Source organism: Nocardiopsis codii, assembly GCF_036327455.1.
GTDB lineage: Bacteria > Actinomycetota > Actinomycetes > Streptosporangiales > Streptosporangiaceae > Nocardiopsis > Nocardiopsis codii.
The window spans coordinates 108,900-122,189 of the sequence record NZ_JAUZMY010000023.1; the positions used below are offsets into that span (position 1 = coordinate 108,900).

A 13,290-nucleotide genomic window follows, 5' to 3' on the forward strand; every position below is an offset into this window, starting at 1 on the left:
CGACACCGCTATGGAAACATCCGTGCAGTGGCGGTGTCCAGTGGGCGCACGTCGGGCAGTTCTGACCACAGGCCCACCGGAACGGGTGGGCCCGTCGACCGGGGAGTAGTGAACATGTCGGACCAGGAATCACGGGTCGTCGCGCAGGTGGACAAGAGGCTCTTCGTCGGAGGAGCGTGGCGTGACGCGGACGCCGGGGCCACCTTCGAGGTGGAGGACCCCTCGACCCGCAAGGCGCTCTGCGAGGTCGCGGACGCGGGGAAGGAGGACGCCCTCGCCGCGCTCGACGCGGCCCACCGCGTCCAGCCCTCGTGGGCGCGGACCGCGCCGAGGGAGCGCAGCGAGATCCTGTACAGGAGCTACCAGCTCCTCATGGAGCGCCAGGAGGACCTCGCCGTCCTGATGACCCTGGAGATGGGCAAGCCGCTGGCCGAGGCCAAGGGGGAGATCGCCTACGCCGCGGAGTTCTTCCGCTGGTTCGCCGAGGAGGCCGTCCGCATCGAGGGCGGGTTCTCCACGTCGCCGGACGGCAAGGCGCGCTTCCTCATCATGCGGCAGCCGGTCGGCCCGTGCATGCTCATCACGCCCTGGAACTTCCCCATGGCGATGGGCACGCGCAAGATCGGACCCGCCATCGCCGCCGGGTGCACGATGATCCTCAAGCCCGCCCACCAGACACCCCTGTCCGCCCTCGCCCTCGCGGGCATCCTGGCCGAGGCCGGGCTGCCGGAGGGCGTCCTCAGCGTCCTCCCCACCACGGACCCGGGAGCGGTCACCGAGCCGCTGCTGAGCGACGGCCGCATCCGCAAGCTCTCCTTCACCGGTTCGACCGCCGTGGGCAGGAGGCTCCTGGAGCAGAGCGCGGGACAGGTCCTGCGGACGTCCATGGAGCTGGGCGGGAACGCGCCCTTCCTGGTGTTCGACGACGCCGACCTGGACGCGGCCGTCGAGGGGGCGATGCTCGCCAAGATGCGCAACATCGGCGAGGCCTGCACCGCCGCCAACCGGATCTACGCCCAGTCGGGGATCGCCGGGGAGTTCTCCGAGCGCCTCAGCGCCCGTATGGGCGCGCTGCGCATGGGGCGCGGGCTGGACGACGGTGTGACCGTGGGTCCGCTCATCGACGACAAGGCCCGCGACAAGGTGCAGCGCCTGGTGGACGACGCCGTCGGCCGCGGCGCGCGCGTGCTGGTCGGCGGCGGTCCCGGAGACGGTCCCGGCCACTTCTACCAGCCGACCGTGCTCGCGGACGTCCCCTTCGCCAGCGAGCTGTCCACCACCGAGATCTTCGGTCCGGTGGCCCCGGTCCTCACCTTCGAGACCGAGGAGGAGGCGGTCCGGGCCGCCAACGACACCGAGTTCGGTCTGGTCAGCTACCTCTACACCCGTGACCTCAACCGGGCGCTGCGGGTGAGCGAGGCGCTGGAGGCGGGCATGGTCGGCCTCAACCAGGGCGTGGTCTCCAACCCGGCCGCACCGTTCGGCGGGGTCAAGCACTCCGGCCTGGGCCGCGAGGGCGGCCGGGTCGGCATCGACGAGTTCCTGGACACGAAGTACGTCGGTATCGGCGGTCTGTGACCGGCCGGGGCCCCGTGCGCCCGTGCAAGGGCACGGGGCTCCACTCCGCCGCGGGTGACGAGCCCGTTCTCCGGGCACTCGCCGCTCTCCGGCCCCCGGGCGCCGAGGCGGTGGCGCCGACAGGGCGCGGACGGGTGTCCGCTGGGTGCCGGAGGTGACCGGACCGCCGCCCTCCGGACACACGCGAACGGCCGCAGACCGGTCGGCGCAGTTCCTAGGCGCCGGCCCCCGGGGCGGCCTCGGGCGGGATCTCCTGCGTCCGGATGCCGTCATGGATGCGCTGGACAGTGTCCACCATGTGCGACCTGATCAGCGTGAGCAGCCGCTCCTCGGCGCCGTCGGCGATGGCGTCGAGGATGCGCTGGTGCTCCTCCAGGAGCTCGCCCGGCTCGGGGTAGACGTGCTGCATCACCGTCAGGCACATGCGGGTCTCCACCAGCAGGGTCTGCGACATGCGCTCCAGGCGGCTGTTGCCCGCGCAGCTCACCAGGGTCTGGTGGAACGCCTGGTCCGCGTCGCTCATCGCGTTCCGGTCGCCGCCCGCGGCGGCCCGGGCGAGCCGTTCCACGGCCGGGGTGAGGCGGGCGACCGCCTCACCCCGGTTGCCCCGCATGATCAGCTCGCACGCGGTCCGCTCGACCGCCAGCCTGGCCACGTAGACATCCCGGACGTCGGCCTGGGTGAGCTCCCGCACGAACAGGCCCCTGTGCCGTTCGCTGCGCAGCAGCCCCTCCTGGACGAGCCGCTGCATCGCCTCGCGCAGAGGGCCGCGGCTCACACCCAGCTGCCCGGCCAGCTCCGCCTCGCCGAGCTGGTCGCCCGGGGCGAGCGAGCCGTACATGATCGCGGACCGCAGCTGGTCGGCGATCAGCTCGGCGGTGGAGCGACGGGGTACGGGGCTGAGTTGGCCAGGGGCGGGCATGGGCCGCCTTCCTCTCACATTCGGGACACGGGGGACGTTGTCGGGCGACGACGTCGAGGCTAACGGTCCGGCAGGACGCTCCTGACCGCTGCCGCACCCGACCTGAACAGGGTGCCGGGCCCGCTCGGCCGCACGGTCGCGGCCCCGGCGAGCCGGAGCCCCTCCCACACGCTCACCTGGTTGGCGGTGAGCACGGTCTTGCCGAGCAGCGCCTCCATGGGCTCGATGAGGTGGGCGCTGTGGAGGGCGGTGTCCGGCACCAGGACGGCCTCGGCGCGTGCGTGGTCGTTGGAGATCACGAAGTCCAGGGCGTCGTCCGGGTCCAGGTGGCCGACCTCCGCCGCGGTCGCGATGCCGTGGCTCGCCAGGGAGAGCACCGTCACCCCGGCGTCCGTGAGGAACTCCACGAACCGCTGGGCGACGTCGTCGGGATAGGTGGCGGCGATCGCCACCCTGGAGATCCGCAGCTGGCTCAGGGCGTGCACGAACGCGAAGGAGGTGCTCGACGACGGCGCCCCGGCGGCCTGGCGGACGCCCTCGACCTGCTTGCGGGCGCCCTCCCAGCCGTACACGAAGCTTCCGCTGGTGCACGCCCACACCGCCGCGTCCACCTCCATCGCGGCGAGTTCCTGGGCGCCCTTGGCGAGCACGTCGTCGCTGCCGACGTCCAGCAGGGCGTCCACGCGGTGCGCGTCCTCGCGCATGAGGGTGTGCACCAGCGGCAGTTCGACGTCCCCTCCGAGGAGGTCCTCGAAGGCCTTGTAGTCGTCCTCGGCGCTGAATCCTGGATAGAGGAATCCGACGCGGGTCATGGGCTCTCCTTACTGTCTCCGGGCCGGGTCACGCGGCGCTCGGCGCGGCCACGTCGATCAGGCGCTGCCCGTGGGCCACGGCCTGCCGGTTCGCGGCCTTCATCACCGCCCACATGGTCACCTGGTTGGCGGCGATCACCGGTTTGCCGAGCTCGCGTTCGAGCGGCGCGATGATGTCGTAGGTGAGCACGTTGGTGCAGCTGATGAAGACCGCCTGGGCGTCGGGGCGGTCCACGGCGTGCACCGCCTGGGACACCTCCCCGTAGGTGACCCTCCAGATGTGGCTGAGCAGCCCCAGGCCCACGCTGGAGGTCACTCCGATCTCGTGCTCGGCGAGGTAGGCCAGGAGCCGGTCGGTCACGCTGTCCACGTACGGCGTCACGACCGCGATCCGGTCGACGTCGAGCGCGTCGAGGGCCTGGATGAGGGCTCCGGAGGTGGTGACGGCGGCGGGTGCGCCGGCGTCCACCATCGTCTGGTGGAGGCGCCGCTGCCCCTCCGCTCCGTGGACGAAGCTCCCGGAGGCGCAGGCGTAACCGATGGCCAGCGGTTCGGGGGCGAGCAGGGCCCGGACGGCCGGGTCGACGTGTTCTTCGCGGGACAGGGCGGCGGCCTGGTCGACCGTCACCGGTACGTGGACGTACGGCAGCCGTGTGACGTGCAGTGAGACGTCGTCCGGCGTCCACCGCCACAGTTCGCGGTCGAGCGCGAAGTCGTAGGGCGCGATGACGCCGACCCCCGACTGCCATGGCGTCTGCGTGGTCGCGGCCAGTTCGACGACTCCGTGCTCTGCGCCGGTGCCGTTCGTGTGGTTCCCCTCGGTACGCATCGGTCACTCACCTCCCGGAGATGTGTTGTGGTGTCTTCTCGGATGTGCGGGATGTGCCGGTGTGCGGGGGCCGGGAGGCCCCTTCGGGCCGCTCAGCGTTCCAGTCGCTCGTACAGGAGGCGTTCGCCGACGCTTCCGGATCGCCAGACGTCGTTGCAGGCCTCGGCCATGGCGGGCAGGTTCTCGACGACGGTGGCGAACACGTTGCCGGGCACCCAGCCGACGTCGCCGTTGAGCAGCAGGTTGTTGCGCCCGTAGAACAGCGCGAGGTCGATGACGCCCGGCAGGTCGTGGATCCCCTTGTCCTCCTTGAAGGCGCGGTCGAGCATGCCGCCGTCGAAGGAGAAGTAGACGATGTCGCCGGGGATCGGCGTGACGGTGGGGTTCTCCTGGCCCGGCTCGACCTCGGCGAACCTCGGCACCATCGTGTAGACCTCGTTGCGCGCGTACTTGGCGTGCTGGACGGCGTCTCCCTGCGGAAGGGCGTTCCACACGGCCTCACAGGTGCGCGGCGCGTCCTTGTCGAGGAGTTCGGCCACACAGGAGACCCCGCGAGCGGGCAGGGTGACGGTCATGTACCTGGGCAATGTGTAGTCCCTTCGACGTCGGCGTTGGCTGGCTGGGACGTGCTGGACAACTCGCACAACAGGACTGTTGATTGTCGACAATCTTATGATCAACACATGGGATGCGGCAATAGAGACGGTCGGTGCGGGTGTTCACGACTGGTGGGATGTGGTGCGAGAGGGGTCGGTATCCGGCGGGAACGGCTGCTTTGTGGATTGTTGACAATCCCATGTCGGCTCCCTAGCGTTTCCCGTGCAGGGCGATCCTCCCCACCGCACACGACCTCTCTGAACACCCGCCGCCGACCGGAGAGCGCACGCCCGTGAACACTTCCACCCCTTCCGCGCCCCACCGACCGAGACTCCTCGTGCTGCACGGGGACGTCCTGCCGCCCGGACACGCGCGGCTCGACGACGACCCGCGTCTGGGCGAGGTCGTCTACGCCACCGCCGGGGAACTCCCCGCCAAGCTGCCCGGGACGCGGGCACTGCTGGTGTGGGACCTGTTCACGGAGGCCCTCGCCTCCGCCTGGCCCAAGGCCGACTCCCTGGAGTGGGTCCACGCCGCCACCACGGGCGTGGACAACCTGATGTTCCCCGGCCTGGTCGACAGCGGCGTCGTGGTCACGAACTCGCGCGGCATCTTCGACGAGCCCATCGCCGAGTACGTGCTCGGCCAGGTGATCGCGTTCGCCAAGGACTTCCACCGGACCTGGGACCACCAGCGCGAGCACCGCTGGGAGCACCGTGAGACCGAGCGGGTGTCCGGCAAGCGCGTCCTCGTGGTCGGCACCGGGCCGATCGGCCGCCACATCGCTCGCAAGCTCGCCGCGGTCGGCATGCAGGTGCGCGGCTCCGGCAGCCGCGCCCGCGACGGCGACCCCGACTTCGGCGCCGTGGTCGAGTCCAGCCTGGCCGAACGCGGCGCCGACGGCGGTCCGACCCTGCTGGGCGAACTGCCCCGGGCCGACTACGTGGTGGTCGCGGCGCCGCTCACCGACGCCACGCGGGGCCTGGTCGACCGGCGCTTCCTGGAGCTGATGAAGCCCACGGCGCGCCTGCTCAACGTGGCGCGCGGTCCCATCGTGGACGAGTCCGACCTGGCCGTCGCCCTCGACACCGGGGTCATCGCCGGAGCGGCGCTGGACGTGTTCCGGGGCGAACCCCTCAAGGCGGTCTCCCCCCTCTGGGGCCTGGCCGGCTCGGTCGTCTCGCCGCACATGTCCGGTGACGTCGTCGGCTGGCGCGACGACCTCATGGAGCTGTTCCTGGACAACCTCGACCGGTACCTCGACGGGCGCGATCCGCTCAACGTCGTCGACAAGAGCCGCGGCTACGTGCCCGGCTGACCCCTGCATGTGGTGTGACTTGGGAGGCTGAAGTGACGATCCGTTCCGACCGGGCCGGGACCGACGACGCGAGAGCGGACGCCGGAGCACCCGGGGGAGCGCCCGTGGGCGGCACCCCGGCCCCGGGTGCCTCCGGGCCGACCGCCGGGGCCGGCGGGGCGCCGAGCCCGGCCGACCTGTCCGCCGAGCAGCTCCTCGCGGCCTACGCCTCCGGCGAGCTGTCCCCGGTGGAGGCCGTGGACGCCGTCCTGGAGCGCATCGATCGGGACAACCCCGCACTCAACGCCTTCTGCCTCGTCCGGCCGGAGGAGGCGCGCGAGGCGGCCGGGGCGTCCGCCGAGCGGTGGCGGCGCGGCGAACCCCGCGGGGCCCTGGACGGCGTGCCGACGTCGGTCAAGGACATCCACCTCACCCGGGGATGGCCCACGCTCAAGGGGTCGGTCACCACCGCGCAGGAGGGCCCGTGGGAGGAGGACTCCCCGGTGGTCGCGCGCCTGCGCGAGAACGGCGCCGTGTTCGTCGGCAAGACGACCACCCCCGAGCTCGCCTGGAAGGGCGTCACCGACGGCCCGCTCACCGGGGTCACCCGCAACCCGTGGGACCTGTCCACCACCCCGGGCGGCTCCAGCGGCGGCTCGGCCGCCGCCGTCGCGGCGGGGATGGCCCCCCTGGCCACGGGGACCGACGGCGGCGGTTCGATCCGCATCCCGGCGAGCTTCAGCGGGATCTGCGGCATCAAGCCGACCTGGGGCCTGGTGCCCCACTACCCGGCCAGCCCGTTCGGCTCGCTCGCCCACACCGGCCCGATGGCCCGCACCGTGGGTGACACGGCCCTGATGCTGGAGGTCATGACCGGCTTCGACCCGCGCGACTGGATGGCGCTGCCGACCCCGGCGCCGGGCCTGGGCGACGTACGGCGCAGCACCGACGCCGAGGACCTGGTCCGGGGCGTGAGGATCGCCTACAGCCCCACGCTGGGCGGACTGGACGTGGACCCCGAGGTGGCGCGGGCGGTCGCCGACGCGGTCGCCGTGTTCGAGTCGCTGGGCGCGCGGGTGGAGGAGGTCGACCCCGGCCTGCCCGAGTCCCGTGACGAGTTCCACGTGCTCTGGTACTCGGGGGCGGCGAAGGCCACGGAGAAGCTCACCGACAGGCAGCGCGACCTCCTCGACCCCGGGCTGCGGAGCATCATCGAGGAGGGACTGACCTACTCGGCGCAGGACTACCTCACCGCCATGGCGCTGCGCATGGAGATGGGCGCGCGGATGGGGCGCTTCCACACCGCCTACGACCTCCTGCTCACCCCGACCATGCCGATCGCGGCGTTCGAGGCGGGCCTCGAGTCGCCGCCGCACCTGGCGGGGGAGAGGTGGACGTCCTGGGCGGGGTTCAGCTACCCGTTCAACATGACCCAGCAGCCCGCCGCGAGCGTGCCCTGCGGGTTCACGGGGGGAGGGCTGCCGGTGGGGCTCCAGGTGGTCGGACCGCGCCATTCCGACGCCCTCGTGCTGGCCGCCTGTCGCGCGTTCGAGATCGCCCGGCCCTGGGCCGACCGGAGGCCGTGATCGCGGTGCCCGGTCCCGGGCTTCGGCCCCGGGACCGGGCACCACGGTGTCGAACGTGTTGTCACTTCCCCCTGGTCGCATTCACACCAGGTTTGATCAGGTACTTTGCCCCATAAGCGAGGGGAAATATCCCTTTCCAGGACCTTTGTCCGGGGAGTTCAGTGCCTAAGGGCCCGCGCGCGGTCCCCCTCACGTATTACCGTCTTCCTCGGAGCGGTGTCCGATACGCAGTGGCGCAGGGATGAGGATGAGTCGATGACGGGCGGTGGAACCGAGGGTGTCCGGAAGCGGATCAGGGTGTTCCTGGTGGACGATCACGAGGTGGTCCGCCGCGGCGTGGCCGCCCTGCTGGAGACCGAGGACGACATGACCGTCGTCGGCGAGGCCGGCACCGCCGAGCAGGCCCTGTCGCGCATACCGGTGGTCGTGCCCGACGTCGCCGTCCTCGACGTGCGGCTGCCCGGTGGATCGGGCGTGCAGGTGTGCCGGGAGATCCGGTCGGACCACCCCGAGATCGCCTGCCTCATGCTGACGTCGTTCGCCGACGAGGACGCCCTGTACGACGCGGTCATGGCCGGAGCGGCGGGATACGTCCTCAAGCAGATCCACGGAGCCGACCTGGTCGGCGCCGTGCGCACCGTCGCCTCCGGCGGATCGCTGCTGGACTCCGGCAGCACCGGCGCGATGCTGGAACGGCTGCGCGGGGCCCAGGCGGAGCCGGACCCGCTGGCCGAACTGACCCCGCAGGAGCGGCAGATCCTCGACCTCATCGGCGAGGGCATGACCAACCGGCAGATCGGCGAGCGGCTGTACCTCGCGGAGAAGACCGTCAAGAACTACGTGTCCGCCCTGCTCTCCAAGCTCGACCTGAAGCGCCGCACCCAGGCCGCCGTCCTCGTCGCCGAGCTGCGGGTACGCCGCTACTAGACCGTGTTCCCGCATCCGGGCCCGCGTCCGCCGGGATTCCTCCCGCCGCGGCTCCGCGCACGTGAGGCACGGCCGGCCCGGACGCCGCACACCGTCCTGCGGGAGATCTCCCGCACGGCCGCACGCCGACCCGCACACCTTCCGGAAGACACCCCCGGGCCGTGACCGCGGGCCCCGGTCCGCGCCGGTGCACCCGGCGCCCGCGACGCGGGCGCGCCCCGTGGACCCGGACGGTCAGAACGCGTCCGGCGGGGGCACCGCGCCGGCGGGAACCGGGACCCTCCACACCAGCACGGTCCCCCCGGACTCGCCGCGCGCCGCCGTGAACCCGCCGCCCAGGACCTGCGCCCTCTGGTCCAGGTTGCGCAGCCCGCTGCGCCGTCCCTCCGGGGGCAGGCCGACGCCGTTGTCCGTCAGCATCAGGGTGAGCGTGTTGGTGCCCTCCGTGTCCGCGGTCTCCTCCACCGCCACCGACACGTGCACCTCCGTCGCGCCCGCGTGCCGGGCCACGTTGGTCAGACCCTCGCCGAGCACGGCGAGCAGGTGCTCCCCGACGTCGTCCGGCACGGACGCGTCGATCGGCCCGTCCAGGCTCACTCCCGGATGGCATCCCAGGCTGTGCGCGGTGTTCTCCGCGAGTCTCAGGATGCGTCCGCGCAGGGACGTGTCCCGGCGGCTCGGCGGATTCTGCAACGCGAAGATCGTCGAACGGATCTCCCGGATGGTGCCGTCCAGTTCGTCTATGGTGCGCCGCACCCTCTCCTCCACCTCGGGGGAGGCGATGAGCCTCATCGTGCTCATCAGCGTCATCGCCGACGCGAACAGGCGCTGGATCACCACGTCGTGCAGGTCCTTGGCGATCCGGTCGCGCTCCTCCAGCACCACCAGGCGCTCGGTGTCCGTCCGCGCCTCGGCGAGTTCGAGGGCCACCCCCGCCTGGACCGAGAACGAGTGCAGCATGCGGCGTATGGTCGCGGTGAACGGCGCGCGGTCGGACAGCTTGCCCAGGAGCAGCACCCCGCGCGTGTTCCCGGGGGTGCCCAGCGGCACCAGCAGTCCCGGGCCGTAGCCGCGGTGGGTGAGCATCGGGCAGCTCTCCTCGCCCAGGTCGGGGATGATCCTGGCCTCCCCGGACTCGTAGACCGCCCCGCACGCGGAGTCGTGGATCTCGACGGGCGTCCCCAGGATCTCCTGCGCGATGGGACCGTCCGCGATCTCCGCGAACAGGTGGCCGCGGGCGCGGGGGTCGGGCAGCAGCACCACGGCGGTGTCCGCCCCGCCGATCTCCCGGGCCTGTGCCGCCAGGTGGGCGAGGACCTCGTCGGTGTCGGCGCCCGAGAGCAGACGTGTGGTGATCTCGGTGGAGGCGGCCAGCCACCGCTCGCGCAGCCGCGCCTCCTCGTACAGGCGGGCGTTCTCGATCGCGACCCCGGCCGCCGTGGCCAGGGCGGAGACCATCGCCTCGTCCTCCTCGTCGAACTCACCGCCGTTGGCCTTCTCGGTGAGGTAGAGGTTGCCGAACACCTCGTCCCGCACCTGGATGGGCACACCCAGGAAGGTCGCCATCTGCGGGTGCCCCTCGGGGAATCCGCCGAACTCGGGGTGCTCGCGCAGGTCCGCGAGGCGCAGCGCGTTGCGCGCGTGCAGAGGGGCGCCCAGGACGCCGCGTCCGTGCGGGAAACGGTTGATCCGCTCGGCCTGCTCCTTGCTGATGCCGACGGGGATGAACTCGCTGAAACCGCCCTCCTCGTCGACCACGCCCAGACCGGCGTACCGGGCTCCGGCGAGCTGCGCGGCGGCCTCGGTGAGCCGTCGCAGGACGGTCGCCAGGTCCAGGTCCCCGCCGATGGCGAGCACCGCCTGGAGCAGTGAGTGCACCCGGCCCTGGGCGGACATGCGGGAGTCCAGCGAGTGCACCTCGGTCAGCAGGTCGTCCAGGCCTCTGGCGGACAGGGGGTGGCTCTGGGGGATCTCGGTCATGTGTTCGTCAACCTCCGCAGAGCCGGTCGGACGGTCTCTGTTGGCAATGCGCGCTTTTCCTCGGGTGTTATGTGTGAATTGTCGTTGGTTTTTCCCCGGTTTGCCACATCTGGCTGATCAGAAGCCTGTTCGGGAAGGCGGGAATTCCTGTGGATTCGAGGCTCCGGTCGTGTAATTCATGCTAACGTCGCGATCAGTCGACGCACGAAGGTCTTCCCGACCTCGCGTCAGACGGCCCGGACCGTGCCACCCCCGGCACCGCTCCCGGCACCGGCCCGCCCTCGCGCGTCGGCCCCGCGTCCCACGGTGGAAGGAACCCCCGGTGAACGGAACCCACGGCTTCACGAGCGCCTCCGGCGCCCGTACCGCCGTGCTTCCCTCCCCGGTCCGGCGTGCGCTGCTGCTCGCCGCCCTCCTCTGCGGAATCATGGTCGCCACCTGGACGGCGGCGTCCGACGCGGCGCGGGCGGACGAGATCCCCGCGGCCACCACCCTGGTCTACCAGGCCGGAACCACCGCCGGTGCGCACACCGGGGAGTACGTGCCGTCCACGACCGCCGGACTCCGCGAACCACTGGCCGGAACCGTCGCCGCGGTCGGGGAGAGCGCCGTGCGGATGGTGTCCCACACCTCCGAAGCGGTCGTCCCCGAGGACGCGGTCGAGGGCGCCGACGTCACACAGCAGGTCCGCGACACCGTCCACGAGGTCACCGAACCCGTGGAGCGTCACCTCCCCGAGGGGGTCGAGCCGACGCCCGCGACGGCCGACCGGCGGACCGACCACGAGTCCGACGGGGACAACGCGACCGAGGACCCGGTCGAGAACGCCGGACGCCCGTCGGCGCACGAGACCCACGCACCGATCCTGTCGGCCCACCCGGTCTCCGGTGCGCGGTACGACGCCGATCGGTCCGACGAGGCGCCCTCCGGCCCTGCCGTGCACGACACCGCACCTCCTTCGGCTCCCACCGCGGCCGCGGCCGCCTCCGCTCCGAGCGGGGTGTCCGGCGGCGCCCTCGTCGCGGGCTACCTGCCCACGCTCGGCGCCCCGGCTCCGGCCCCCGGCCTGTTCCAGGCCGCCCGGCACGTCCTGCGCTCGGCGCCCGCCGAGTCCGCCGACGAGCCGACCTTCTCGCCCGACTAGCGGCGCAGTCCCACTCCGGTCGCTCCGCGACCCTCTTCAGGCACGCCCCTTCCCAGCCCCGGGACGCTCACACGCCATCACGGTGAGTCACGATCCCGGACGTCTCTGGGGGTTGACGTGAGTCACGCTCCTCGACAGCGAGATTCACGTCAGCCGTTGGCCAGCCAGACCCACGACTGATGACCGGCAGAGCGCCGCCCGCCCTCCAGGCGCGACAGGCCCACCGACCGGAAAGCTCGAAAACCCACGGCGTCCTCCCCTCGGCCAGGGGAGCGGAGCCATGGACGGCGGGACACGACACCCGCCCCGCCGTCCCCCCGACAGCCTCGCAGTACACCTTCGGAAGGACTCACATGTTCAACACCGCCCGCACCACCGCCAAGACCCTGCTGGTGGCCGCCAGCGCCGCGAGCTTCGTCGCCCTGGGCGCCGGGATCGCCGGAGCTGACACCCTCGGCGGCGTCACGGACGGGCTCCCGCTGGGCGATCTCGGCAGCCAGGTCCCCTCGCAGCTGACCGAGGGCGTCTCCACCCCCCTCGGCGACCTCGTCAAGGTCACCCCCGGGCAGATCTCCGCCCAGCCCGACGTCCGGCACCAGGCCGCCCCGGCGGAGACGGCCGGGCACGCTGTCGGCGGCGGTGTCTCGGCGCCTGTGGAGACAGGTGAGGAGAACTCTGCGAACGTCGGGCCGCTCGACCTCGGCGCGGCCCGCGAGGCCCTGCCGCTGGGCCAGGGCGCCGACCCGGTGTCCGGTGCGGTGGGCGGCCTGGGTCTGTTGGAGAGCCTGGGTCTTGGCGGTGGAGGCACGCTGCCCCTGAGCCACGGTGCCGACCCGGTGTCCGGTGCGGTGGGCGGCCTGGGTCTGTTGGAGAGCCTGGGTCTTGGCGGTGGAGGCACGCTGCCCCTGAGCCACGGTGCCGACCCGGTGTCGGGTGCGGTCGGTGGCCTGGGTCTGTTGGAGAGCCTGGGTCTTGGCGGTGGAGGCACGCTGCCCCTGAGCCACGGTGCTTCGCCCGTCCGGGACTCCGCGGGGACGGCCGTCGCCGCCGTCAGCGAGGTCGGCTCGACCGCCGAGCAGGGCGTCCACGAGGTCGGGAGCGGCCTGAGCAGCCTCGACGCCCCCCTGCCCGTCCGGGGGGAGACCCTTCCCCTGGCCGCCGCCGACACGCCGGTGGGCCCTGTCGACGGTAAGAACACCGACCTGACCGGCGGCGCCGGAACCCTGGTCTCCGATCTGGTCCTGTCCGACGACGTGCTGCCCATGGCCGGGTCGGCCGCCGGCGTGCTCGACGGGGCCCCCGTCAGCCTCCCCTCCGACGAGCTGGACCTCTCCGACGCCACGGGGATCGTCGGTTCCACCCTGCCGCAGTCCGCCCCCGCCGCGGGCGACCTGGGCCTGCCCGAACTGCCCGCCCCCGGTGACGTGCTGCCGCTGGCCGCCCCCGAGACGACCGCCGCCGTGACCGACCTGGTCGGCCAGGACGCGCTGGGCAACGACCTGGTCGGGGTCCGTGGCCTGCCCACGGTCGGCGAGCCGACCATCGAGACCGGCCCGGTGACCGACCTGCTGCCCGCCGGCACCGTCTGACCTCTCCTGGAACGTGCGCCCCCCGGTCG

The 13,290-nt window shown here is 72.3% G+C and carries 11 protein-coding genes; 6 read left to right on the forward strand and 5 right to left on the reverse strand.

All coding sequences use genetic code 11. From position 1 onward, the window contains the following. Positions 1-114: 114 nt before the first annotated feature. Positions 115-1,578, forward strand: coding sequence for an NAD-dependent succinate-semialdehyde dehydrogenase (locus Q8791_RS21935; protein ID WP_330093640.1), 1,464 nt, complete (start codon positions 115-117; stop codon positions 1,576-1,578). A gap of 214 nt (positions 1,579-1,792) precedes the next feature. Here the strand turns inward: Q8791_RS21935 and Q8791_RS21940 are convergent, their stop codons facing one another. From Q8791_RS21940 to Q8791_RS21955, 4 genes are all read right to left on the reverse strand, one after another. Beyond that, complete coding sequence (locus tag Q8791_RS21940; RefSeq protein ID WP_330093641.1) at positions 1,793-2,500, reverse strand: GntR family transcriptional regulator; 708 nt, start codon at positions 2,498-2,500, stop codon at positions 1,793-1,795. A 59-nt stretch (positions 2,501-2,559) separates the two neighbouring features. Then, entirely contained in the window at positions 2,560-3,312 is a 753-nt protein-coding gene (locus Q8791_RS21945) for a maleate cis-trans isomerase family protein (protein ID WP_330093642.1), read from the reverse strand. A gap of 28 nt (positions 3,313-3,340) precedes the next feature. Further along, entirely contained in the window at positions 3,341-4,141 is an 801-nt protein-coding gene (locus tag Q8791_RS21950) for a maleate cis-trans isomerase family protein (RefSeq protein ID WP_330093643.1), read from the reverse strand. Positions 4,142-4,233: 92 nt separating this feature from the next. Beyond that, the gene (locus Q8791_RS21955) at positions 4,234-4,716 is read right to left on the reverse strand and encodes a DUF3830 family protein (protein ID WP_330093656.1); all 483 of its coding nucleotides are present in this window, start codon (positions 4,714-4,716) and stop codon (positions 4,234-4,236) included. Positions 4,717-5,030: 314 nt separating this feature from the next. Here Q8791_RS21955 and Q8791_RS21960 point away from each other — a divergent pair, with 314 nt between their 5' ends. From Q8791_RS21960 to Q8791_RS21970, 3 genes are all read left to right on the forward strand, one after another. After that, on the forward strand, positions 5,031-6,056 hold the full coding sequence (locus Q8791_RS21960) for a D-2-hydroxyacid dehydrogenase (RefSeq protein ID WP_330093644.1): 1,026 nt from the start codon (positions 5,031-5,033) through the stop codon (positions 6,054-6,056). A gap of 32 nt (positions 6,057-6,088) precedes the next feature. Next, entirely contained in the window at positions 6,089-7,621 is a 1,533-nt protein-coding gene (locus Q8791_RS21965) for an amidase (protein ID WP_330093645.1), read from the forward strand. 255 nt (positions 7,622-7,876) lie between these two features. After that, positions 7,877-8,548, forward strand: coding sequence for a response regulator transcription factor (locus tag Q8791_RS21970; protein ID WP_330093646.1), 672 nt, complete (start codon positions 7,877-7,879; stop codon positions 8,546-8,548). A 234-nt stretch (positions 8,549-8,782) separates the two neighbouring features. On the opposite strand, the gene Q8791_RS21975 is transcribed toward Q8791_RS21970, so the two are convergent. Then, positions 8,783-10,528 (reverse strand): sensor histidine kinase, encoded by a 1,746-nt coding sequence (locus Q8791_RS21975; RefSeq protein ID WP_330093647.1) that lies wholly within the window; start codon positions 10,526-10,528, stop codon positions 8,783-8,785. Between the two features lie 322 nt (positions 10,529-10,850). Here Q8791_RS21975 and Q8791_RS21980 point away from each other — a divergent pair, with 322 nt between their 5' ends. After that, positions 10,851-11,672 (forward strand): hypothetical protein, encoded by an 822-nt coding sequence (locus tag Q8791_RS21980; protein ID WP_330093648.1) that lies wholly within the window; start codon positions 10,851-10,853, stop codon positions 11,670-11,672. A 353-nt stretch (positions 11,673-12,025) separates the two neighbouring features. Beyond that, positions 12,026-13,261 (forward strand): hypothetical protein, encoded by a 1,236-nt coding sequence (locus Q8791_RS21985; protein ID WP_330093649.1) that lies wholly within the window; start codon positions 12,026-12,028, stop codon positions 13,259-13,261. The last annotated feature ends 29 nt before the right edge of the window (positions 13,262-13,290 follow it).

Excerpts from the sequence above, each read along its gene's own strand:
- Q8791_RS21945 (WP_330093642.1), bottom strand. The coding sequence starts at position 3,312 with ATGACCCGCGTCGGATTCCTCTATCCAGGATTCAGCGCCGAGGACGAC.
- Q8791_RS21950 (WP_330093643.1), bottom strand. The coding sequence starts at position 4,141 with ATGCGTACCGAGGGGAACCACACGAACGGCACCGGCGCAGAGCACGGA.
- Q8791_RS21970 (WP_330093646.1), top strand. The coding sequence starts at position 7,877 with ATGACGGGCGGTGGAACCGAGGGTGTCCGGAAGCGGATCAGGGTGTTC.
- Q8791_RS21975 (WP_330093647.1), bottom strand. The coding sequence starts at position 10,528 with ATGACCGAGATCCCCCAGAGCCACCCCCTGTCCGCCAGAGGCCTGGAC.
- Q8791_RS21955 (WP_330093656.1), bottom strand. The coding sequence starts at position 4,716 with ATGACCGTCACCCTGCCCGCTCGCGGGGTCTCCTGTGTGGCCGAACTC.
- Q8791_RS21935 (WP_330093640.1), top strand. The coding sequence starts at position 115 with ATGTCGGACCAGGAATCACGGGTCGTCGCGCAGGTGGACAAGAGGCTC.
- Q8791_RS21940 (WP_330093641.1), bottom strand. The coding sequence starts at position 2,500 with ATGCCCGCCCCTGGCCAACTCAGCCCCGTACCCCGTCGCTCCACCGCC.
- Q8791_RS21985 (WP_330093649.1), top strand. The coding sequence starts at position 12,026 with ATGTTCAACACCGCCCGCACCACCGCCAAGACCCTGCTGGTGGCCGCC.